Annotated in this window: 19 protein-coding genes; 11 read left to right on the top strand and 8 right to left on the bottom strand. The window is 70.1% G+C overall.

Going from position 1 to position 22,170, the window contains the following annotated elements; genetic code table 11:
* Nucleotides 1-89: 89 nt before the first annotated feature.
* The 5 genes from EIL87_RS22100 (at nucleotide 90) to EIL87_RS22080 (ending at nucleotide 6,062) form a co-directional block, all read left to right on the top strand.
* Nucleotides 90-875: a basic amino acid ABC transporter substrate-binding protein gene (locus tag EIL87_RS22100; RefSeq protein WP_125092661.1), complete on the top strand. Its 786-nt coding sequence runs from the start codon at nucleotides 90-92 to the stop codon at nucleotides 873-875.
* Between the two features lie 112 nt (nucleotides 876-987).
* On the top strand, nucleotides 988-1,818 hold the full coding sequence (locus EIL87_RS22095) for an amino acid ABC transporter permease (RefSeq protein WP_125092507.1): 831 nt from the start codon (nucleotides 988-990) through the stop codon (nucleotides 1,816-1,818).
* The gene (locus EIL87_RS22090; protein ID WP_125092506.1) at nucleotides 1,815-2,567 is read left to right on the top strand and encodes an amino acid ABC transporter ATP-binding protein; all 753 of its coding nucleotides are present in this window, start codon (nucleotides 1,815-1,817) and stop codon (nucleotides 2,565-2,567) included. Before EIL87_RS22095 ends, EIL87_RS22090 begins: the two co-directional genes overlap by 4 nt.
* Before the next feature lie 239 nt (nucleotides 2,568-2,806).
* Nucleotides 2,807-5,083: a bactofilin family protein gene (locus tag EIL87_RS22085; RefSeq protein WP_125092505.1), complete on the top strand. Its 2,277-nt coding sequence runs from the start codon at nucleotides 2,807-2,809 to the stop codon at nucleotides 5,081-5,083.
* A gap of 112 nt (nucleotides 5,084-5,195) precedes the next feature.
* On the top strand, nucleotides 5,196-6,062 hold the full coding sequence (locus EIL87_RS22080; RefSeq protein ID WP_233576480.1) for an SGNH/GDSL hydrolase family protein: 867 nt from the start codon (nucleotides 5,196-5,198) through the stop codon (nucleotides 6,060-6,062).
* Here the strand turns inward: EIL87_RS22080 and EIL87_RS22075 are convergent.
* Nucleotides 6,030-7,244, bottom strand: a complete 1,215-nt coding sequence (locus tag EIL87_RS22075) for an ROK family transcriptional regulator (protein ID WP_125092504.1) — start codon at nucleotides 7,242-7,244, stop codon at nucleotides 6,030-6,032. The genes EIL87_RS22080 and EIL87_RS22075 overlap by 33 nt on opposite strands.
* A gap of 280 nt (nucleotides 7,245-7,524) precedes the next feature.
* Between EIL87_RS22075 and EIL87_RS22070 the strand changes: the two genes are divergently transcribed.
* The 3 genes from EIL87_RS22070 to EIL87_RS22060 are packed head-to-tail and all read left to right on the top strand — an operon-like array spanning nucleotide 7,525 to nucleotide 10,576.
* Nucleotides 7,525-8,859, top strand: a complete 1,335-nt coding sequence (locus tag EIL87_RS22070) for an extracellular solute-binding protein (protein WP_125092503.1) — start codon at nucleotides 7,525-7,527, stop codon at nucleotides 8,857-8,859.
* Nucleotides 8,860-8,861: 2 nt separating this feature from the next.
* Complete coding sequence (locus tag EIL87_RS22065) at nucleotides 8,862-9,737, top strand: carbohydrate ABC transporter permease (protein WP_125092502.1); 876 nt, start codon at nucleotides 8,862-8,864, stop codon at nucleotides 9,735-9,737.
* Complete coding sequence (locus tag EIL87_RS22060; protein WP_125092501.1) at nucleotides 9,737-10,576, top strand: carbohydrate ABC transporter permease; 840 nt, start codon at nucleotides 9,737-9,739, stop codon at nucleotides 10,574-10,576. Before EIL87_RS22065 ends, EIL87_RS22060 begins: the two co-directional genes overlap by 1 nt.
* A 263-nt stretch (nucleotides 10,577-10,839) precedes the next feature.
* Here EIL87_RS22060 and EIL87_RS26910 read toward each other — a convergent pair whose 3' ends face one another.
* From EIL87_RS26910 to EIL87_RS22035, 6 genes are all read right to left on the bottom strand, one after another.
* Nucleotides 10,840-10,977: a hypothetical protein gene (locus EIL87_RS26910; protein WP_158628686.1), complete on the bottom strand. Its 138-nt coding sequence runs from the start codon at nucleotides 10,975-10,977 to the stop codon at nucleotides 10,840-10,842.
* A 245-nt stretch (nucleotides 10,978-11,222) separates the two neighbouring features.
* Nucleotides 11,223-13,037 carry a phosphoenolpyruvate carboxykinase (GTP) gene (locus tag EIL87_RS22055; RefSeq protein ID WP_125092500.1) on the bottom strand — a complete coding sequence of 605 codons (1,815 nt, stop codon included), beginning with the start codon at nucleotides 13,035-13,037 and terminating at the stop codon, nucleotides 11,223-11,225.
* 436 nt (nucleotides 13,038-13,473) lie between these two features.
* Nucleotides 13,474-14,202 (bottom strand): DUF6802 family protein, encoded by a 729-nt coding sequence (locus EIL87_RS22050; RefSeq protein ID WP_199740555.1) that lies wholly within the window; start codon nucleotides 14,200-14,202, stop codon nucleotides 13,474-13,476.
* Between the two features lie 185 nt (nucleotides 14,203-14,387).
* Nucleotides 14,388-16,241 carry a dynamin family protein gene (locus tag EIL87_RS22045; RefSeq protein WP_125092499.1) on the bottom strand — a complete coding sequence of 618 codons (1,854 nt, stop codon included), beginning with the start codon at nucleotides 16,239-16,241 and terminating at the stop codon, nucleotides 14,388-14,390.
* Between the two features lie 88 nt (nucleotides 16,242-16,329).
* Nucleotides 16,330-16,665: a nucleotide exchange factor GrpE gene (locus EIL87_RS22040; protein ID WP_125092659.1), complete on the bottom strand. Its 336-nt coding sequence runs from the start codon at nucleotides 16,663-16,665 to the stop codon at nucleotides 16,330-16,332.
* Between the two features lie 128 nt (nucleotides 16,666-16,793).
* Nucleotides 16,794-18,314 carry a dynamin family protein gene (locus tag EIL87_RS22035; RefSeq protein ID WP_125092498.1) on the bottom strand — a complete coding sequence of 507 codons (1,521 nt, stop codon included), beginning with the start codon at nucleotides 18,312-18,314 and terminating at the stop codon, nucleotides 16,794-16,796.
* Between the two features lie 193 nt (nucleotides 18,315-18,507).
* On the opposite strand from EIL87_RS22035, the gene EIL87_RS22030 reads away from it, so the two are divergent.
* The 3 genes from EIL87_RS22030 to EIL87_RS22020 all read left to right on the top strand — a co-directional run bounded on the left by EIL87_RS22030 (nucleotide 18,508) and on the right by EIL87_RS22020 (nucleotide 21,093).
* Nucleotides 18,508-19,305 (top strand): HAD family hydrolase, encoded by a 798-nt coding sequence (locus EIL87_RS22030; protein WP_125092497.1) that lies wholly within the window; start codon nucleotides 18,508-18,510, stop codon nucleotides 19,303-19,305.
* 121 nt (nucleotides 19,306-19,426) lie between these two features.
* Entirely contained in the window at nucleotides 19,427-20,371 is a 945-nt protein-coding gene (locus EIL87_RS22025; RefSeq protein ID WP_125092496.1) for an ABC transporter ATP-binding protein, read from the top strand.
* The gene (locus EIL87_RS22020; protein ID WP_125092495.1) at nucleotides 20,368-21,093 is read left to right on the top strand and encodes a hypothetical protein; all 726 of its coding nucleotides are present in this window, start codon (nucleotides 20,368-20,370) and stop codon (nucleotides 21,091-21,093) included. Before EIL87_RS22025 ends, EIL87_RS22020 begins: the two co-directional genes overlap by 4 nt.
* A 415-nt stretch (nucleotides 21,094-21,508) precedes the next feature.
* On the opposite strand, the gene EIL87_RS22015 is transcribed toward EIL87_RS22020, so the two are convergent.
* A complete protein-coding gene (locus EIL87_RS22015) occupies nucleotides 21,509-21,952 on the bottom strand; it encodes a universal stress protein (RefSeq protein WP_125092494.1) in 444 nt (147 codons plus the stop codon).
* Nucleotides 21,953-22,170: the final 218 nt, after the last annotated feature.

Genomic DNA, 22,170 nt, shown 5'->3' with positions numbered 1-22,170 from the left:
TCCGATCGAGTGGCACCATTCGAGCACCCGCGTTCTCACCTACTAGGAGTTACATCGTGGCGCGTCGCAGAACCCTCCGTGCGCTGGCAATGCTGCCTGCGCTGACCTTGGCTGTGGCAGTGACAGGTTGCGTGGAATCCACGACGGGCGGCGGAGCGCAGGGCGGTGGCGAGCTGAGCTTGATCGCTCCCGGTTCGCTGACCACCTGCACCCACCTCCCCTACGAGCCGTTCCAGTTCCCGGGAGAGGGCGGCAAGATCGTCGGCTTCGACGTCGACCTGGTCGACCTGGTCGCGCGCGACCTCGGCGTGCAGCAGAAGATCGTCGACGCGCCCTTCGACGAAGGGATCCAGTCGGGTGAGTCGCTCAACAGCGGGCAGTGCGACGTCGCAGCCGCCGCGATGACCATCACCGAATCGCGTCAGCAGAACCTGGACTTCTCCGACCCGTACTTCGACGCCGAGCAGGCGCTGCTGGTGAAGAAGGGCTCGGGCATCACCGACCTCTCCCAGCTGCGCGGCAAGAAGCTGGGCGTGCAGGTCGGCACCACGGGCAAGGACTACGCCGAGGCCCACAAGGCCGAGTTCGGCTACGAGGTCGTGGACTTCGACGACCTGGCCCTGCAGGAGAACGGGGTGCAGATCGGCAAGGTCGACGCCGCGATCAACGACAACGGCGTGCTCTACAACTTCGCCAAGAACAACCCGGACACCGAGGTCACCAAGGAGTTCGTGACCGGTGACAAGTACGGCATCGGTGTCCGCAAGGGCAACACCGCGCTGCTGACCAAGGTCAACGAGTCCCTGGCCAAGGCCAAGCAGTCCGGCGAGTACGACCGCATCTACGAGAAGTGGTTCGGCAAGAAGCCGGAATGACCCGCTGAGTCGTGCCAGCTCGGGGTCGGCGTCGAACACGCCGGCCCCGAGCGGTGCTGCGGGGCCGCGAACACCGTCGCGGACGCCCCGCCGAACACATGGAGAGAAGTCGATGACAACCGAGATCGAGCGGCCCAAGGCAGGACTGGGCCGACGACAGCGGGCACGGCTCAACCTCGGCATCCAGTACGCGGTGCTGGTCGTGGCCGTCGTGGTGGTGGCGTTCGTCGCGGACTGGGGTTCGATCGGCCGGGCGTTCTTCAACGTCGAGGTCGCCCAGGCCCAGTTCCCCGACGTGATCACCACCGCGCTGCTCAACACCCTCGTCTACACCGCGGTGGGCTTCGCGTTCGGCCTCGGCCTCGCGATCGTGCTCGCGCTCATGAAGATGTCGCCGGTCGCCCCGTACCGGTGGATCGCCACCGGCTACATCGAGCTGTTCCGCGGACTCCCGGCGCTGCTGGTGTTCATCGCGTTCGGCTACGGCGTGCCGATCGCCTTCGGGCTCAAGTTCAACAACCTCTCGACCGTGATGCTCAGCCTCGGGCTGGTCGGTGCCGCCTACATGGCCGAGACCATCCGCGCGGGCATCCAGGCCGTGCCTCGGGGGCAGGTCGAGGCAGCGCGGTCGCTGGGCATGTCGCCGAGCCGCACGATGGTGACCGTCGTGCTGCCGCAGGCGTTCCGGATCATCCTGCCGCCGCTGACCAACGAGCTCATCCTGCTCACCAAGGACTCCTCGCTGATCTACCTGCTGGGTCTGTCGGTGGACCAGTACGAGCTGGCGAAGTTCGGTCGCGGCGCGCTGAACCAGTACCAGTCGCTGACGCCGATCCTCATCGCCGGCCTCTGCTACCTGATCATCACGATTCCGCTGTCGCGCGTGTCAGACCTGCTGGAGCGCAAGTTCGGCGGCGTCCGGACCAAGGGGGACACCAAGTGAGCGACGTGATGATCGAACTCTCCGGGCTGAGCAAGTCCTTCGGCTCGCTGGAAGTGCTGCGCGACATCGACGTCCAGGTCGAGCGCGGTGAGGTCGTGTGCGTCATCGGCCCCTCGGGTTCGGGCAAGTCGACGCTGCTGCGCTGCGTGAACCTGCTGGAAGAACCGACGGCGGGCACGGTTTGGGTGGACGGCACCGAGCTGACCGACCCCGAGACCGACCTCGACGCGGCCCGCCGCCACGTCGGCATGGTGTTCCAGCAGTTCAACCTCTTCTCCCACCTGTCGGTGCTGGAGAACCTGACGGTGGCGCAGCGCAAGGTGCTGGGCCGCTCGAAGGAGGAGGCGGATCGGGTCGCCCAGGAGAACCTGGCCAAGGTCGGCCTGTCCGAGAAGGCCGGAGCGATGCCGGCGCAGCTCTCCGGCGGTCAGCAGCAGCGGGTCGCGATCGCGCGTGCGCTGTCGATGAACCCGCACGTGATGCTCTTCGACGAGCCGACCTCGGCGCTGGACCCCGAGCTGGTCGGCGACGTGCTCGGCGTGATGCGGCAGCTCGCCGACGAGGGCATGACGATGCTCGTGGTGACCCACGAGATGCAGTTCGCCCGCGAGGTCGCCGACCGGGTCCTGTTCATGGACGGCGGCGGGATCGTCGAGCAGGGACCGCCGTCGGAGGTCATCGGGAACCCCGGGGAGGAGCGGACCAGGACCTTCCTCGCCCGGGTCCTGGACCCGATCCACACGGACTAGGTCCCTCGGCTGCGCTGGCTCGGCGTGCCGTAGCGGCACCTGAGCGGCTCCGCCGCCCTGAAGGCCGGTGCAGCGGCCCCGGAGTGTTGTTCTGCGACACGCCGGGGCCGTTTCACGTGGAACGGCAGGTGAGCTACGCCATCCCGGTGTTTTCTGGACCGGGACGAAACCTCGCGCGGTGGTGAGACGTCCTAATGGGTGGATGATCGACAACGTTTCGCGGGGTTTCGGGGGCGACGGTGCCTAGCGGCAAGGTCAAGGAGAACGGCAACGGTCCGCTGACGGCTGCTGAGCGGCGAGTCGACGAGCTGCTGCGCAACGGCAGACCCGACACGTCCGCGGACCAGCCGCTCGACGTGCACGCCGACGAGCACGAGTACGACCAGGAGATCCGCGGCGAGTTCCTCTCCCGGCGGCTGATCGAGTCGCCCGACGAGACGGGCTGGCGGCCCTTCGCCCGGCGTTCCCGGCAGCAGCCGGTGATCCTGATCCAGGACGCGGTGATCAGCGGTTGCCTCAACCTGCGGGCCGCCGAACTGCCCTACCTGCTGGAGTTCGTCCGCTGCCGCTTCCTCGAAGCGCCCGACGTCCGGCAGGCCTCGATGGCCGGTCTCGTGCTGCGCAACTGCCTGCTGCCCGGCATGAACGCCCGCAACCTGCGGACCACCAGCGACACCCACCTGCTGCACTGCACCACCCGGGACGGGGTCATCGACCTCGCCGACGCCGAGCTCGGCGGCTCGCTGCTGCTCAACGGCAGCGAGCTGCACAACCCGGGCCGGCGCGCGATCTACGCCGACCGGCTGACCGTGGCCGGGGCGATGCTGGCCATGGGCATCAGCGTCGCCGGTGAGATCCGCGTGCCGGGCGCCAAGATCGGCGGCAACCTCACGCTCCTCGGGGCCTCGCTGCGCAACCGGGGCCGGTTGGCGCTCAACGCCAACGGGATACAGCTCGGCGGCTCGTTGCGCTGCGACGTCGACCCGAGCACCGGCAAGTCCTTCACCGTGGCCGGGTTGGTGTTCATCCCGAGCGCGAGCATCGCCGGCGACCTGCGGATGCGCGACGCGGTGCTGGAGCCCGGCATGACCCCGCCGCGGCGCGGCGAATCGCCCTACGACGACCCGACCAGCACGCTCATCGCCGACCGCAGCCACGTGCACGGCGACGTCGAGCTGGACGAGAACTTCCGCAGCGGCGGCACGATCCGCATGGTCAGCGCGTGCGTCGAGGGCGACCTGCGCCTCTCCGGCGCGCAGATCGACCTGACCTGGGCGCAGTCGGAGCGGGCCGCGGTGGACCGCTCGCTGCGCGCCCTCCACATCGACGGCACCGAGATCCGCGGCAACCTCGCCGCCGGCTCGGTCGACGTGTGGGGCGAGTGGCGGATGACCGACGTGCGCGTGCACGGCAGCTTCCAGCTCAACCGCGCTCGGCTGACCGGCGCGCGCACCGACGTGCTGCTGGCGAGCCGGTTGACGGTGGGCAGCAACTTCGACTGCCGGGAAGCCGACATCACCGGGTCGGTGCAGCTCCAGGGCGCCTCCATCGGTGCGAACCTCGACATGCGGGCCACCGAGCTCACCAAACCCGCCTGGCACCGGCACAAGCTCGCTTACAAGCCCTCGATCGACCTGCGGGGCGCGCGGATCGCGCAAGACCTGGTGTGCGCCTCGGGGATCCGGCCGTTCGTCACCGAGGGCGAGGTGCAGCTGCGGCGGGCGGAGATCGGCAGGCAGGCCAACTTCTGGGGCGCCCGACTCGGAGACGGGTTGAGCCGCAACGCCATCAACGGGTTCGGCATGGTCACCCAGGAGCTCACGCTCAGCGTCGACGACGCGCCGCGCGGGCGGATCCTGCTGCGGCAGGCCCAGTGCGAGCTGCTGGCCGACAACGCGCGGTTGTGGCAGGCCAGCGGGGGCGTCGACATCGACGACTTCAGCTACGACAACTTCGTCGACAGCATCGAGCCCTCCGACGTCGACAAGGTCCAGGAGCGGTTGGCCTGGCTGCGCGCCAACTCCGGTGACCGCTACCAGCCGGGCCCTTACGACCAGCTGGTGAAGGTCTTCAGCGGCAACGGCAACGAGGAGCACGCCGTCACGGTGCTCATCGAGAAGCAGCGCCGACGTTACAAGGCGATCGCCACCTCGACCCGCCCGGTGTTCCGGCCGCCGGTGCGGTTGTGGAGCTTCCTGCAGCAGATCACGGTCAGCTACGGCTACCGCCCGCTGCGCGCGCTGATCTGGCTGGTGCTGCTCACGGCTGCGGGCACCACGTGGTTCTCGGTGAACGGGCCGCTGACGCCGATCAACGAGGAGGACCACCCGCACTGGAGCCCGCTGCTCTACACCGTCGACCAGCTGGTGCCGATCATCAACCTCGGCCACGACGTGATGTGGCGGACGGCGGGCCCCTCGCAGTGGATCACCGTCGCGCTCATCGCCGCGGGATGGGTGCTCGCGACGACCGCGGCGGCGGGCATCACGCGCGCGCTCCGGCGGGACATCCAGTAGGGCGCGTCCCTTCGGGGGAACCGGGTGCGCGTGCGGGTGCTCTTCGGCTGCTCCCGGGCACTTCCGTGCTCTGATCTTGGTGGTGTCGCCTTGATCGGGTCGGGAGGTCCTCGTGGTCGGCTTGCGGTTGCCCGTGGTCGCTGGTGCCGGAGTGCTCGCGTTGGTGTCCTCGGGACTTCCCGCGGTGGCCCAGCAGGACGTGCTCGAGTACGTGGCGATGGGAGATTCGGCGGCCGCCGGCCCGCTGGTGCCCCACCCGGACCCGAACCTGCTGTGCTTCCGGTCGACGAAGAACTACCCGCAGGTCGCGGCCGCGCGCTGGGGCGCGGAGCTGGTCGACGTGACGTGTTCGGGCGCCGAGACCGAGGACTTCGCGGGCCGCCAGCACGTGGTGCTGCCTCCGCAGTACGACGCGTTGAGCGAGACGACCGACCTGGTCACCGTCACCATCGGCGGCAACGACGTCGACCTGGTGCAGGCGGCGGTGTCGTGCCTCAACGCGCTCCCGGAACCGGTGGGGTCCTCCTGCGCGGACCGCTTCACCGCTGCTGGTGACGAGCTGTCCGAGCGGATCGACGCGTTCCTCCCGGACTTCGACGCGGCGCTCGACGAGATCGCCCACCGCGCACCGGACGCGCGGGTCGTGGTGGTCGGGTACGGCACCTACCTCCCGCCGGGCGGTTGCCACCCGAAGCAGCCGATGTGGGCCCGCGACGCCGACCACGTCCAGTCCAAGGTGGACGAGCTGAGCGCCCGGCTCGGCGAGCGGGCTCGCGCGCACGGCGCGGAGTTCGTCGACCTCGGCCCGGTCAGCGAGGGGCACGACGTCTGCCGGCCGCCGGAGCAGAAGTACTTCGAAGGCCTCGTGCCGACCTCGTGGGCGGCCCCGCTGCACCCGAACGCCCGCGGCATGGAGGCGTTCGGGCACGCCGTCGCCGACGCGGTGTCAGGAGCCGAGGAGCGTGTTGAGACGGGGTGAGTAGGCGTGGTCGAACACCAGTGACGCCGCGCCGACCGCGGCGGCGTCGTCACCGATCAGCGCCGTCTCGACGCGCACCGGACGTACCTGCGGTGCCCACACCTGGGCGGTGATCACCTTCGAGACCCGGTTGCGCACCAGTTCCGAGACGTGCCGCAACGCCGGTCCGCCGAGCACCACCCGGTCCACGTCGAGGACGCTGACCACCGACGCGAGGGCTTGGCCGAGGCGGGTGGCGGTCTGGCGCAGCACCTTGCGGGCCGCGGCCTCCCCGGCGACCGCGTCCCGGCACAGCTGGTCGTAGGCCGCGGTGACCGAGGTCGGTGCCGGTCGGCCGATGGCCGCGCGCCAGTCGGCGACGATGGAGCGCATCGAGCAGTAGGCCTCCAGGCAGCCGCGCCGGCCGCAGTGGCACTCGCGGGAGCCGCCGCTGTGCACGTGCCCGATCTCGCCGGCGTTGTTGCTGACACCCCGGTGCACCTGGTCGCCGAGGACGACGCCGATGCCCACGCCGGTGCCCAGGTAGACGTAGACGAAGGAGCCGGCGCGCTGCGCGCAGCCGGACCAGCGCTCCCCGATGGCCGCGGCGGTGGCGTCGTTGTCCATCACGACCGGCAGCTCGAACCGCTCCTCGACGAGGTCGGCGAGCGGGGCTTCGGTCCAGCCGTCGAGGTTGGGCGGGTCGAGGACCTTGCGGTGCGCCGGGTCCAGCGGTCCGGGCACCGCCAACCCGGCGCCCAGCACGCGCTCGGGCTCCAGGCCCGAGCGGCGCACCAACTGCTGGCCGATGCGGGTCAGCGCGGTGGCGACGGCGGCGGGCGTGGCCTCGCTCGGCAGCCGCCGGGTGGCGCGCAACCGGACACCGCCGGCGAGGTCGACGAGGACCCCGGTGATGCGCTCCGGGTCGAGGTGCAGGCCGACGGCGGAGTAGGCGTCCGGCACCACCTTGAGCAGCACCCGCCGCTTCCCGCCGGTGGAGGGCGCGCGTCCGTTCTCGGTGACCAGCCCGTCGTCGATGAGCGCCCGCACGATGTTGGACATCGTCTGCGCGGTCAGTCCGGTGCGCTGGGCGAGCTCGACCCGGCTGATCTCGCCGTGGCGGCGGATCGTGTCCAGCACGACCGCGCGGTTGAAACCGCCGACTCGGGGCAGGTTCGTCCCTTGCCACGACGCAGGGGTCATGCGGCTCTCCTCCGAGCGTTGTCCGGTGGTCGCTGTGCGGTGCGGGGGCGGAACCTCAGCCGCCACTTCGAACGACGGCGGTGCGAATCCCGAGGTGGGGCAACGGCTTCGCGGTGGTGACGGGTCTCAGCACGGGCCTCCTCGAGCAGCGTGATCGCCGGTCCGTTCCGCCGAGACCGGGGAAGATCATTGACTTCTGAAAACGAATGGACTTATGTTGCCCACCGAGTGTGATCCGGATCTCAGCTTAGTCGCAAGCGTCACAGGCCGGAGGAGCCCGATGCGCCGGAGAACCGCGTTAGCCGCCATCCTCACCGCTGCCCTGGGCATCTCCGCCTGCGGCGGGTCCGGCGAGGACCCGAGCACGATCACCGTCGCCTACCACCGCTACGGCAACACGACGCAGGTCGACGCGCTGATGCAGCGCGTGAAGCAGCAGTACGAGCAAGCTCACCCCGGCAAGTTCGTCAAGCTCGACCCGGTCGTCGCGCCGGAGAGCGAGTACCTGTCCAAGCTGCAGCTGCGGATGCGCTCGGAGTCCACCGCGCCCGACGTGCTCTACGAGGACTCCTTCCAGGTCAACTCCGACGTCGAGGCCGGCTACCTGCTGCCGTTGGACGACAGGCTGGCCCAGTGGCCCGACTGGAACGGCTCCTACATCGGCAGCACCAAGCAGGCCGGCAAGGCCGCCGACGGCCGGGTCTACGGCGTTCCGCTCGACACCGACACCCGCGGCCTCTGGTACAACCGGCAGCTGTTCGCCGAGGTCGGGCTACCGGCGGAGTGGAAACCCCGCACCTGGGAGGACATCCTCGCCGCCGCGCGCCAGATCAAGCAGAAGCGCCCCGACGTGATCGGCATCGACATGCCGCTGGGCAAGGCCGAGGGCGAGTCGGTGAGCATGCAGACCGTCGAGATGCTGCTCTACGGAACCAGCACCGGCACGCTCTACGACGAGCAGCAGCGCAAGTGGCTGGTGCCCAGCCAGGGGTTCACCGACGCGATGGGGTTCCTGTCCACCGCGGTCGGTGAGGGCCTCACGCAGAGCAAACCGCAGATCGCCGACGCCCAGTACGACAAGAACCAGCGCGACCAGCTCGCCCAGGAGGGCAAGGTCGCCATCCGGCTCGACGGCAGCTTCGCCTCCGGCAACTGGCTCGACGCGGGCTGGACGGACTGGTCGAAGACCATGTCCGCGACGGCCATGCCCACCCAGTTCGGGCAGGCGCCGGGCACGGTGACGCTCTCCGGCGGGTGGACGCTGGCGGTCAGCTCGGCCAGCGACAAGCCCGACGACGCCTTCGAGTTCATCAAGCAGGCCCTGTCCAAGGACAACGTCGTCGAGTACTCGGCCGCCACCGGGAACCTGCCCGCGCGCGCCGACGCGGCCGCGGACCCGAGGATCGCCGAGGCCAACCCGCTCAACCAGTTCTGGATCGGGCTGCTGGCCAACACCCACTACCGGCCCGCGCTGCCGGAGTACCCGAAGGTCTCCGAGGAGATCCAGAAGTCGGTGCTCGAGGTCGTCGCCGGCACGCCGCCTGCGGAGGTCTCCGACCGGTGGGCGCAGCAGGTCTCGCGGATCGTGGAACCTGCCAACACCCAGGCGGGCTGAGGATGACGGCGGTGCGGCGGTGGCTCGCGCCGATGGCGCCCGCCACGTTGTTGCTCGGGTTGTTCGTGATCGGCCCGATCCTGTGGAGTGGCTACGTCTCGTTCACCGACGCAGCGCTGACCGGCGCGGCGGCGAGCTCCCCGGAGTTCGTCGGGCTGGACAACTACCAGCGGATGTTCACGGACCCCGCGCTGTGGCACGCGATCTGGGCGACCGTGGTGTTCACCGTGGGATCGGCGGTCATCGGGCAGAACTGCCTGGGCATGTTCATCGCCCTGCTGACCCGGCACCGGAACCGCTGGCTGCGCAACGTCGTCGGCACCGCGGTCGTGTCCGCGTGGGTGCTGCCGGAGCTGGTCGCCGCGTTCGCGATCTACGCCTTCCTCAACACCGACGGCACGCTGAACAACGTGCTGGTCGGGCTCGGGCTGGAGGGCGTGGACTGGCTCTACCACGTGCCGATGCTCGCGGTGGTGCTCGGCAACGTCTGGCGCGGCACGGCCTTCTCGATGCTGGTCTACCAGGCCGCGCTCGCCGAGGTGCCCACCGACCTGACCGAGGCCGCCGAGGTCGACGGGGCCGGGGTGCTGCGCCGGTTCTGGCACGTCACGCTCCCGGTGATCCGCCGGACGGTGACCACCAACCTGATGCTCATCACGCTGCAGACGGTCGGCGTGTTCACGCTCATCTACGTGCTCACCGCGGGCGGGCCGAACGCGGCGACCCAGACGTTGCCGCTGCTGATGTACGACTCCGCCTTCGAGTTCGACGAGATCGGGTACGGCGCGACGATCTCCTTGGTGCTGCTGACCATCGGCGGGCTGTTCGCGGTGCTCTACGCGAGCAGCATCGGAGATCCGGACGAGGACGGGACGTGATGGCCGGAGTCACTGTCGCGAGGCGGCGCTCGGTGTCGGTGGTGGTGCACCTGGTGCTGGCGGTGGTCGCCCTCGCCTTCCTCGCACCGCTGCTGTGGTTGGTCACGGCGTCCTTCGACGCCGACGCACCGCTGTCGGCGCAGGTGCCGAGCGCGTTCACCCTGGACAACTTCGCGCAGGTGCTCAGCTGGGAGGTCAGCGGTCGTCCACTGTGGAACGGCTTGGTGCTGTGCGGCGGTGCGTCGGTGGTCTCGGTGGTCTCAGCCGTGCTGTGCGCCTACCCGCTGTCGCGCTACCAGCTGCGCTTCCGGCGCCCGTTCCTCTACCTCGTGCTGTTCGCCTCCGGCTTGCCGATGACGGCCGTGATGGTGCCGGTCTACAGCATGTTCGTGCAGGTGGAGCTGGTGGATTCGATGTTCGGCACGACGTTGTTCCTGGCGGCGACCTCGCTGCCGATCGCGATCTGGATGACGAAGAACTTCATGGACGGCGTGCCGATCAGCCTCGAGGAGGCGGCGTGGGTCGACGGCGCCTCGGCGATGCAGGCGCTGCGCTCGGTGGTGCTGCCGCTCATCGTGCCCGGCATGGGCGTGGTCGCGATCTTCACCTTCATCAACGCGTGGGGGAACTTCTTCGTCCCGTTCGTGCTGCTGCTGGACTCGGCCAAGCAGCCGGCCTCGGTGGGGATCTTCGCGTTCTTCGGCCAAGGCGGCCTCATCGCCTACGGCCAGCTCGCGGCCTACTCGATCCTCTACACGGCACCGGTCATCGCCCTGTACCTCGTGGTCTCCCGCTACCTCGGAGGCGCCTTCAACCTCGCCGGTGCCATCAAGAACTAGGAGCTGTTCAAGACCCGCTCCGCTTGGCGGTGCGGGTGGCGGAAACCCGGGCGGGAGAGCGCAGCGCCTCCGTGGACTCCGTGCGCCGCTCCTGATGCACGGCCCATGGGCGGCGTCCCGGCGTACTCGCCACGAAGGCGCTCAGAACCCGCGGCGGGGCCAGCGCCCCAGGTGGTGGACGACAACGCGGTCCCGCCGCATCATCAGAACAGTGAGCCCGTCCGCGCTCCGCTTCCCCGGGAGGGAGCGGAGCGCGGGCCGGTTCAGGACGTGCGGGTCCTGCCGGTGCTGTCGTGCGCAGCTCCGGTCCTCTCCTCGGAGCGAGCTGCCGCGCCGCGCGGCACCAGCAGCACCGCTGCGGTCACGACGAGGGACAACGCCAGCATCGCCAGATCAGCCATCGGACACACCCCTTCGGTCCGGCTGCCGCCTCGTCCTCTTCGCGAAGCGGACGTCCACAGGACGCGCGGGGTGCCCGGTCGGTTGCTGGCGGTCGTCGAACGACCCCGTCGGGGCGGGAACGCGAAAGCGGCGCCTCCCCTTGGGGGAGGCGCCGCTTCCAGGTACGCGCACGATCACCGTCCGCGTCGGACGGGTGGAGGCCCGGAGCTTCCCACGACGTTCCGGACGCTCACCCGCCCAGGTCTCAGCCCAGGCGCTGCTTGAGGGCTTCGAGCTCGTCGCGCATCGAGGTGGGCAGCGCGTCACCGATGGTGTCGAACCACTCCTCGATCAGCGGCAGCTCTTCCTTCCACTCGTCGACGTCGACGTTCAGCGCGGTCTCGACGTCCTCGACCGGGGTGTCCAGGCCGGACAGGTCGATCTGGTCGGCAGTGGGAACCCGGCCGATCGCGGTGTCCTCGGCGGCGGCGTTGCCCTCGAGCCGCTCGATGATCCACTTGAGCACGCGCGAGTTCTCGCCGAAGCCCGGCCACACGATCTTCTTGCCGGACTCGTCGCGGCGGAACCAGTTCACGTAGAAGATCTTCGGCAGCTTCGAGGCGTCCGCCTCCTTGCCGACGTTCACCCAGTGCTGGAAGTAGTCGCCGACGTTGTAGCCGATGAACGGCAGCATGGCCATCGGGTCGCGGCGGACCTCGCCGACCTTGCCGGCCGCGGCTGCGGTCTTCTCCGAGGACAGGGTGGCGCCCATGAAGACGCCGTGCTGCCAGTCGAAGGCCTCGTTGACCAGCGGGATCGTGGTCTTGCGACGGCCGCCGAACAGGATCGCCGAGATCGGCACGCCGTTCGGGTCGTCCCACTCGGGCGCCAGGATCGGGCACTGCGACATCGGCGTGCAGTAGCGGGAGTTCGGGTGGGCGGCCTTCACGTCCGACTCGGGCGTCCAGTCGTTGCCCTTCCAGTCGGTGAGGTGCTGCGGGTCGCCCTCCATCTCCTCCCACCAGACGTCGCCGTCGTCGGTCAGCGCGACGTTGGTGAACAGCGAGTTGCCCTTGTCGATGGTGCGCATCGCGTTCGGGTTGGTCTTCCAGTTGGTGCCCGGGGCGACACCGAAGAAGCCGGCCTCCGGGTTCACCGCGTACAGGCGACCGTCCTCACCGAAGCGCATCCAGGCGATGTCGTCGCCGAGGGTCTCGACCTTCCAGCCCGGGATGGTCGGCTCGAGCATCGCCAGGTTGGTCTTGCCGCAGGCCGACGGGAACGCGGCGGCCACGTAGTGGACCTTGTTCTCCGGCGAGATGAGCTTGAGGATCAGCATGTGCTCGGCGAGCCAGCCCTCGTCGCGCGCCATCGCGGAGGCGATGCGCAGCGAGTAGCACTTCTTGCCCAGCAGGGCGTTGCCGCCGTAGCCGGAGCCGTAGCTCCAGATCAGCCGCTCCTCCGGGAAGTGGGTGATGTACTTCGTGTCGTTGCACGGCCACGGCACGTCCTCCTGGCCGGGCTCCAGCGGCGCACCCACCGAGTGCAGCGCGGGGACGAAGTCCGCATCGGTGCCCAGGCGCTCCAGGACCTTCGCGCCCATCCGGGTCATGATGTGCATCGAGACCACGACGTACTCGGAGTCGGTGATCTCCACGCCCAGGCGCGGCGGGTCGGCGTCCAGCGGGCCCATGCAGAACGGGATGACGTACATCGTGCGACCACGCATGCAGCCCCGGTAGAGCTCGGTCATGGTGGCCTTCATCTTGGCCGGGTCCATCCAGTTGTTGGTGACCCCGGCGTCCTTCTCTTCGCGGGAGCAGATGTAGGTCCGCTCCTCGACGCGCGCCACGTCGGACGGGTCCGACGCCGCGTAGAACGAGTTCTCCTTCTTGTCGAGACGCTTGAAGGTGCCGGCCTCGACGAGGCGGTCCGTCATGCGCGTCCACTCGTCCTGCGAACCGTCACACCACACCACGCGATCGGGTGTGGTCAGCTCCGCGACCTCACGCACCCACGACAACAGGCGCTCGTGCTTGGTCGGGGCCTGGTCGAGACCGGGGATGGTCAATGCGGTCATCGCGACGTGTCTCCTGACTGGGCGCCACAGCCCGGATCGGTCGCCGACGGGAGCGCCCCCGCCGGCGTTTGCAGGGAAAGCTTCGCCCGGCCCGGAGAGCCGGGCGAAGTGGAAAAGGGATGCATCGAGGCTAACGGGGAATGAGCCGCCCGAAGAAGATCAGCGTTGTCGCTTCTCTCACAGGAACGATAAGGGAATCGATTCAGTTCACATTTCTTCTCCGCCCCTCGCGGAAATCTCGTGGCGGGGCCCGCTCGGGGTGCCAGATTTTCCGGCGAAGCGGACAGGTGCTCGGACGTCCGGTACCCAGCGGAGAGCCGCCGAACGGCGGTTGCCGCGCGGATTGGGCGAAGATGAAAACCGCTCGATGGCCTGAGAATCCAGACCACGAGTGGGTGTTGGAATCACATTCTGTCGAATTTCCTTCGACCCCGGGTCACACCCAGGAGTCGTCGTCCGCGGAGGTCGCCGGTTCTCCGACGCAGCGGCCCGCGGGACCGGCCTCGGCGACCGGGGAGGTGGGCTGCAGCTCGGGCTCGTCGAAGGTCCAGGTCGCGTCGTCGGTCGCGGAGGCCGCCTGGTTCGGCGCGTACTGACCTCCATCGCCGATCTGGCCCTGCTCGACGACGGTCCACTGCCCGTCGCCGGTGTGGTGCGAGATGGTCACGCCGCCGGTCTGGTTGATCTCGACCACCTGGTCCGCGGAACCGTCCCCGTCCACGTCGGTGACCAGCACGGTGTTGCCGTTCTCGGACTGCACGACCGCGGTGTCGGCCACGCCGTCGGAGTTGCTGTCCTCGGTCGCCGGCCCCACCTGCACGTCTCCCTGCGGGGTGTCGATCACCATCTGCTCGGCGTCGTCCGGGCGGGGTTCGCCGGTGCCGCCGGGGTGCTGCTGCGGCGCCTCGGGGGTCCACTCGCCGGAGTCCTCGTGGAACCGGGTCTGGTCGAGGACCTGGCCGTCGCGGGTGATCGTCTGCACCAGGTCGGCCTGACCGTCGGCGTCCTCGTCGATGTAGGCGACGAAACCCTCGTCGGTCATCACCGCGACCGTCTCGTCCAGCCCGTCACCGTCGAGGTCGTAGTTGGCCTCGGCGGTGTACTCCTCGCCGTCGATGGTGACCTTGATGTCGCCGTCTCCCGCGCCGGTCTCCTCGATGTACACGTCGGCACCCTCCGCCGCCTTCAGCTTCCACGCTTGGACGAAGCGTAGAGCCCTCAGGTTCCCCCTCGGAACCACCGATCGAAGTCCGGACCGCGCTCCGCCCCAGATCACCGGCCTCGGAACCCCCGTTCCGGGGAACGACGACGTCGGCAAGACCACTCGGAGGAGGGATCAGCCGGCGTGGATCAGGCGACGGTGTCCCGGAGGTTGCGGATGCCGGCGAGGAGGTGCTCGGCCCGTTCCCGGCCGGAGGTGGCCTCGGCCCGCCTGCGGTCGACGGTCTGCAGGCGGCGGCTGCGCTCGGCGGCGTCCATCTTCAGCGCTTTGTCGACATCGCGAAGCTCGCCCTCGATCGCCTCGATCCGCCTGGTCAGGGCGTCGTCGAGGGCCAGAGACAGCTGCTGCTCGGCCTCGATCAGCTGCTCGGCGACGAGCTGGTCCAGCGCGGAGCGGGCGTCGGCGATGGCGTCGGTGAGCCACTGCTTGAGGTGCTGCTTGTCGGCGGCGTGCTTGCGGGTGCGGGCCATCCACCAGCCCGCGCCCAGCCCGAGCACGATCGTCACCGGCAGCACGACCGGGTTCAGCGTGGCCGCGCCCAACCCCGCGAGCGGCATCGCGGCGGCGCGACCGACCCCGAGGCCGCCGGAGACGCCCATGAACACCAGCAGCTTGTCCTCGGCGGTGGGCGGTCGCTTGTCCGGCGGGCGCAGCGCGATCGGCGCCTGCACACCCCGGGCGAACTGGGAGCGGATGACGTCGAGCTCCTCGGCGGAGAAGAGGTCGTCGAGCGCCTGTTCGGCGACGGCCGCCAGCCGCGACGAGAGCGTGGCGGCGATCCGCGTGGAGACCATCTGCAGCGCGATGTCGACCTGGCGGGGCAGGTCGTTGATCTCCTCGCGGTCGGCCCCGTCGATGGACCGGCGGAACCAGTTCTGCACGTCGCGGACCTGCCGCGACACGTCGTGGCTGGTCTCCACCCGGGTGCGCTGGATCTCGCCGCGCAGCTTGACCTGCCAGCCGCGGGTCGAGGAGCGGCGCGCGGTGGTCAGCTCGTCGCGGCGGGCGCGCAGCGACTCGGCCTCGTCCTCACCGACGGTCAGCGCCCGCTTCTCCGCCTCCAGTTCCGCGGTCAGCTCCCCCAGGACCGTGGACAGCGCGCGCATCGTGTTGGCCTCGCCGAGCATCGCCGACCGGCCGGCGATCAGCCGCTCCAGCTCCTCGCGCAGCTCGACGACGCCGGACTTCTCACGCAGCAACCCGGCGTTGGCGGAGGCCGGGTCCTGCGCGGCGAGCAGGTGCATCCGCGCCGAGACCGGGTAGATCGGGACTTCGGCGAACCGGGGCGCGTGCTCGGCGAGCAGTGCGCGGTCCTCGGACAGCACCTGCCGCCAGCCCCGGTGCTGATCGGTCTTGGCCAGCGCGAACACCACGGTCTCCACGCGGTCGCCGACCTGCTTCAGGAACTCCAGCTCGCCGCGGGTGAACGGGGAGGAGGCGTCGACGACGAACAGCAGCGCGGTGGCGGAGGTGGCGGCCTCGCGGGCGAGCTCGCCGTGCACCGCCTCGAGCCCGCCGACGCCGGGGGTGTCGACGACGGTCAGCTCGGCCAGCGGGTCCAGCGGTGCGGTGACCTGCACGTAGCGCGGTGGCAGCTGCCCTTCGGGCAGTTCCCGGCCGGCGCTGGTCCAGTTCGGCAGTGCGTCGAGGTCGAAGGGCACCGGGTCGTGCTGACCCGGGTAGCAGGCGCGTGCCGCCCACTGCTCGCCGTGCTCGAACTGCAGGTAGGTGGCGGTGGCGACCTCGGCGTCCACGGGGGACAGCCCCGGGTGCTCCACCAGCGCGTTGACCAGGGAGCTCTTGCCGCGGTTGGTCTCGCCGACGACCACCACGCTGGGCGTGGCGGGGCGGCTGCGGCGCACCTGCTCGACCCAGTCGAAGGCCGACGGGTCGGCCTCCCGCAAGAACGCGAGCAGCTTGTCCCGGGTCTGCTTGACCTGCTGCGGAAGCGCAGCGGCAGCAACACCAGGTGCCGTCGTCATGCCTTCCCCTCCGTCGGTCCCCCGAGAAGGTACCCGCTCCCGCAGGCGCGTTGTAGGCGCGCGAGCGGGACGACCACCCGGGTGGAGGTCATCGGCGCAGCTGGTAGACGGTGACGACCGGAGCCCGGAGGACGCGGTCGTGATCGGTGAAACCCGGTAGTTCCGTTTCGGCGATGACGCCGTCGAGCGCGGGGTCGTCGGTGGGCACGGTGCCGCCCGCTTCGTGGAAGGCCGGGTCGAAGCGCTGGCCGTCGGGCCGCAGCGGGATGACGCCGATGTCGGTGAGGCCTTCGGCGAGGCGTTCCGCCACCCCGGCGCTGCGGGCCCGGTCCACGGCGTAGAGGCACAGCTGGATCAGCGCGGCGCGGTCGGTCAGCGCTCGCTCGAGCGGGTCGGTGACGGTTTCGCTGGTCACGGCGGTCATGTCGGTCCCCTGATCGGCGTCAGCGTCGGTGGCCGGGTCACCGGCCTCGCTCACCACTGACGAATCCGGAAGGGGTGCGGTTCCGCTTTCGGGTGACTTCTTCGACCGCCTCCAGCTCCGCACGGTGATCACCTGGTTCGCAGTTGCTGCCAGATCAGGAAGTAGGCCCGGTGCACCACGTGCGCGACCCTGCTCTGCGCGGGTGTGGCACCGAACGAGGAGAAGGAGCGCCACCAGCCGGCGCGCTCCAGCGCGAGCTCGACCAGCTCCGCCTGCGGCACCCCGGGCCTGCCCAGCTGCTCGCCCGGGTCGGTGCTGCTCCCGACCCGCATGACCTCATCGGCCAAGTCCGGTGGCATCTCCACCGTTCCGGACGCCACCAGCGTCAACGCCTCCAGGACGCGCAGCTGGTGGGCCTCGGGCTTGGCCAGCAGGCCCTCGATCGCGTCGTGCACCTTCCGCCGCTCGTCGCGGTCCCCGGAGGAGTGCGCGAGCGCGGTGATCGACGCGAGCGCGGCCGCGGCCTTGATCCCGTCGGCCCGCACCCGGAACACCGAGTCCAGCCGGTCCAGCACCGACGCCAGTCCGGACGCGTCGCGGATGCGTCGCCGCAGGTCGCCGGCGGCGATGGTCGGGTCGGAGTCCAGCGCCTCCAGCGCGCAGCGCACGCCGTGCAGGTCCATCCGCTCCAGCAGGCGCGTGCGGGTGCCTGCGGGGACGTCGCACTCCCAGCTGGTGAACAGGTCCGCGGACAGCAGCAGCGTCTCCCGCGTCGACTCGTCGAGCTCGGCCAGCGACCGCAGCGCTTCGGCGTCGCCGGCCGTGAAACCTCCGGTCTCGGCGGTCTCGGCGAGCAGCCCGATCACCGGCAGCACGTCGGCGACCCTCGGCTTGAGCAGGTCCGACTGCTTGGCGGCCAGGATCTCGGCGGCCTTCCAGAGGTCCTCGCCAGCGCCCTCGACCGTGTCGGGCTCGATCATGTCGGCCTTGTTCAGCACCGCGATCGCGTTCACCGGGCCCGCTTCGCGGCTGGCGGTCGCGGCGGTGAAGGCGGTCAGCGCCTGCTCGTCGTCGGCCCGCACGCCCTGGGTGACCACGTAGAGCACGGCCTCCGCCCCGATCACCGCCTCGCGGGAGACGGGGTCGAGCTGCTGGGTGCCCAGCGCCTGCTCGGTGCGCGCGACCGAGGCGGCGTCCAGCGAACCCAGGCCCGGGGTGTCGATCACCGTGAGGTCGCGCAGCACCGCGTTGGTCAGGTAGGCCTCCAGGTGGGAGACCTCGTCGACGTCCACGCCCAGGTCGGCGGGGACGCCGCCGCCGGGGTCGAAGGGCACGGCTTGCTTGCGGCCGTCGTGGAAGACCACCTCGACCCGGTCGACCGTGCCGTACTGGAAGCGGGTCACCAGCCGGGTGCACTCGCCGACGTCGGTGGGAGCGACCCGCCGCCCGATCAGGGCGTTGACCAGCGTGGACTTGCCCGACTTGATCCGCCCGGCCACGGCGACCTGCAGCGGGGCGCCGAGCCTGCGCAGGACCTCGGCGAAGCCCTCGGCGGTCCGTTCGGTCACCTGCGGTTGCAGCCCTGCGCACAACCGGGCCACGGCGGCCGACAGCGGGCCTGCCCAGTGCTGCTCGGGTGCGGTGTTCAAGGTGCCCTCTCGGTGGAGTTGGACATTCCGGACTTCCGGTGATCCGCCGACCCCATCCTGCCACGCCCCCACCGCCCTCCGGGCCCGCTCCACAGAGGACTCCCGTCCGGGTGCGGTCAGGAGGTGGAGCGCTGCGCCCCCTGTGACCGGCGCCTCGGAGCGGAGCGATCCGGACAGGCCCTAACCTGCGCTGGTGAGCGTTGACAGCAAGCCCGAACTCGTCGCACTGGACGTCGACGGAACCCTGCTCGACCCGGACACCCAGACCATCTCCGACGCGGTCAAGGCCGCGGTGCGGCGAGTGGTGGAGTCCGGCGCGCAGCTCGTCGTGGCCACCGGACGCACCTTCCTGGGTACCACCCCGGTGCTCGACGAACTCTCGCTGACCAGTGGCTTCGCGCTGTGCTCCAACGGGGCGGTGCTGGTCGACGTGGCGCAGCGCGAGCCCGTGTCGGTGGCCTCGTTCAACGCGGCCCCCGTGCTGCGGACGCTCCGCGAGCACCTGCCCGGCTGCATCTTCGCCGCCGAGGCCGTCGGCGTCGGCAACCTCGTCTCCGCACCCTTCGACCCGGAGAAGCTGCACGGGCCGCAGCGGCGCACCCCCGTCGACGAGCTGGCCGCCCGGCCGGTGCCCCGGCTGATCGCCGAGTGGACCGGGCACGACCCGGCCGAGCTCGCCGAGACGCTCGCCGGTCTGCGGTTGCCGCACTGCACGCTCAGCGTCGACACCTACGAGCCGTGGGCGACCGTCGTCCCCGAGGGCCAGACGAAGGGCGCGGCCCTGGAGAAGCTGCGCACCGAACTCGGCATCAGCGCGGAGCGCACTTTCGCCGCAGGCGACGGCACCAACGACTTCGAGATGCTGAAGTGGGCGGCCCGGGGCGTCGCGATGGGTCAGGCACCGCTGGAACTGCGCGCCACCGCCGACGCCACCCTCGGCACCGTCGCCGAGGACGGCCTGGCCGCCGAGCTCGACCGCCTCTTCGACTGACCGGTCCACAGTGGAGATCAGGGCAGGACCGGGGTGACCTTCAGGGGCAACCCCGAGGTGCGTCATCCTCGGGACCGGTTCACTACCGGCACGGCTCCGCGTCCAGCAACAGGAGTGATCAATGATCGAGGCGAGAGGCCTCACCAAGCGCTACGGCCAGAAGGTCGCGGTGGACGACCTGTCGTTCACCGTCAAGCCCGGGCACGTCACCGGGTTCCTCGGCCCCAACGGCGCGGGCAAGTCCACCACGATGCGGATGATGCTCGGGCTCGACAACCCCACCGCGGGTGAGGTCCGCATCAACGGCAAGCGCTACAGCGAGCTGAAGAACCCGCTGCGCACCGTCGGCGCGCTGCTCGACGCCAAGTGGGTCCACCCGAACCGCTCCGCCCGCGCGCACCTGCGGTGGATGGCGCGGTCCAACGGGATCGGGATGCAGCGGGTCGACGAAGTCCTGGAGCAGGTCGGCCTCACCGAGGTGGCCCGGCGCAGGGCCGGCGGGTTCTCGCTCGGCATGTCGCAGCGCCTCGGCATCGCCACAGCCTTGCTGGGCGACCCGGAGGTGCTGCTGTTCGACGAGCCCGTCAACGGCCTGGACCCCGAGGGCATCCACTGGATCCGCCGGTTCATGCAGGGCTTGGCCGCCGAGGGCCGCACGGTCTTCGTCTCCAGCCACCTGCTGTCCGAAATGGCGCTCACCGCGGAGGAACTCGTCGTCATCGGTCGCGGCAAGCTCATCGCGCAGTGCAGCACCGCCGAGTTCGTCGACAACGCCGGAAGCAGCTCGGTGCTCGTGCGCTCCCCCGAGGTGCCGCAGCTGCAGCGGCTGCTCGAGGAGCAGGAGATCACCATCCGCTCCACTGCGGACGACCGCCTCGTCGTCGACGGCGCCACCACCGAGCAGATCGGTGAGATCGCCGCGCAGCACCGGATCGTGTTGCACGAGCTCTCCGCGCAGCGCGGCTCGCTGGAGGACGCGTTCATGCAGATGACCAGTGACGCCGTCGAGTACCAGACCGCGCTCGGCGAGGCGACCGAGCTGACCGCCCAGGGGGTGGCCCGATGACCCTGCTCGCCGTCGAGCGGATGAAGCTCTTCTCCACCCGCTCCCCGTGGTGGTGCCTGTTCCTCGCGCTGGCCCTGCCGATCGGCTTCACCGGGCTCATCGCGGGTTACTCCGACGGGATCTCGTTGCGCACCACGCAGTTCGGCTACCAGTTCGGGCTGATGGTGACGCTCGTGCTCGCCGCGCTGGCGATCACCACCGAGTACCGCTTCGGCACCATCCGCGCGACCTTCCAAGCGGTGCCCAACCGAACCGCGGTGCTGCTGGCGAAGACCGCCGTCGTCGCGGTCGTCGCGCTGATCATCGGTGAGCTCGCGGCGTTCGGGTCCTGGGGCATCTCCAGCGCCCTGCAGCCCAGCTCGGACCTGGCGATCACCACCGCGGACGAGTGGCGCCAGATCGCCGGTGTGGGGCCGGTGTTCGCCTTCTCCGCGATCCTCGCGGTCGGCGTCGGCATGTTGCTGCGGCAGACCGCAGGAGCGGTCACCGTGCTGCTGCTGTGGTCGCTGCTGGTGGAGAACCTCATCGCGCTGGTGCCGGAGATCGGTCCGGACGCCCAGCGGTGGATGCCCTTCGTGATGGCCGACCACTTCCTCTCCGGCGGTGGCCCCATGTCCCTGGACATGCCCCTCGGCCCGTGGGGCGCGCTCGCCTACTTCGGAGCCGTCACCGTGGGTGTCTGGGTGGTCGGACTCGTGGTGACCCACCGGCGCGATGCCTGACCAGCGGATTTGATCTTGGAACCGGAAACCTTGATCGAAGCGGGGAATCCGCAGCTGGGCCCCGGATCGCACAACGTTACCGAGCCCGGCCGTAAGCCTGATCACGCCGACCGATAGGATCGGCGGCAAGATCGAGCGGTCGCCGATCGCACCGGGTCACCTCAGACGCGGTGGGTCAGCGGAGAACCACGCCGAGGTCCGAGACCGCTGGAGCACAACCGAAGACGACCGACTGCAGTAGCGCTCGGGGGCGCCGGCGGTCGGGACGGGGGAGGGCCCGGGCTGTCATTCGGGGGATGGCCCGGGCCCTGTGCTTCCTCCCCGTCGTTCTTCGCCGCTCGCTGTCGTTCCAGGATGGACGCCACCACGTCCAGCGAGACTTCCCGCGACCGCAACCGGGTGCAGGGCTGCTCTGTCAGAGCGAGGGCCGCACCACCAGGACCGGGCAGGAGGCGTGCCGCACGCACTGCTCGGCCACCGAGCCGAGCATGAGGCCGGCGAACCCCCCTCGACCGCGGTGGCCGACCACCAGCAGGTCCGCTCCTCGGGAGGCGGCGAGCAGAGCTTGCGGCGACGGGGAGTGGACCGCGTGGATCTCGATCTTGACCTTCGGGTTCTCGCCCAGCTTGGCGGCGACCAGCTTGGCCGTCTCCCGCTCGACCTCCTGCTGGAAGGCGTCGATGCTGGGGACCGCGTTCGGCGGGCAGTCGGCCGGGCGGGGTGCGGTGCGGATGCTCCAAGCGCGCACCACGTGCAGCGGCGCACCGCGGCACTCGGCCTCCTCGGCCGCGGCCTTCAGGGCGCGGAGGGAGGCGGCGGAGGTGTCGACGCCCACGACCACTCCACCATCGATGTTCATCTCCGACACGTCTCCACTCCATCCGCCACGGCTCGTCGTGTCGAGCCGACCGCCTGCAGGCCAACCTCACGGAGGATCCTGTGATTGCGATCACATTTTACACGGAGGTCCCATTCGTCGTTTTGGCTGTGGTAAGGCATAAGTAAGAGATGTCCCACAACCAGCGCCGCTTGGGGGCATGCGCTGGTCGTGGGCAAGTAGTTCGGCTCGCGTCTTTC

This window comes from Saccharopolyspora rhizosphaerae, from assembly GCF_003931915.1.
In the GTDB taxonomy this organism is placed as follows: Bacteria; Actinomycetota; Actinomycetes; order Mycobacteriales; family Pseudonocardiaceae; genus Saccharopolyspora; species Saccharopolyspora rhizosphaerae.
The sequence above is the reverse complement of the archived record's forward strand: the minus strand, read 5'-3'. Positions and strand labels throughout refer to the sequence as shown.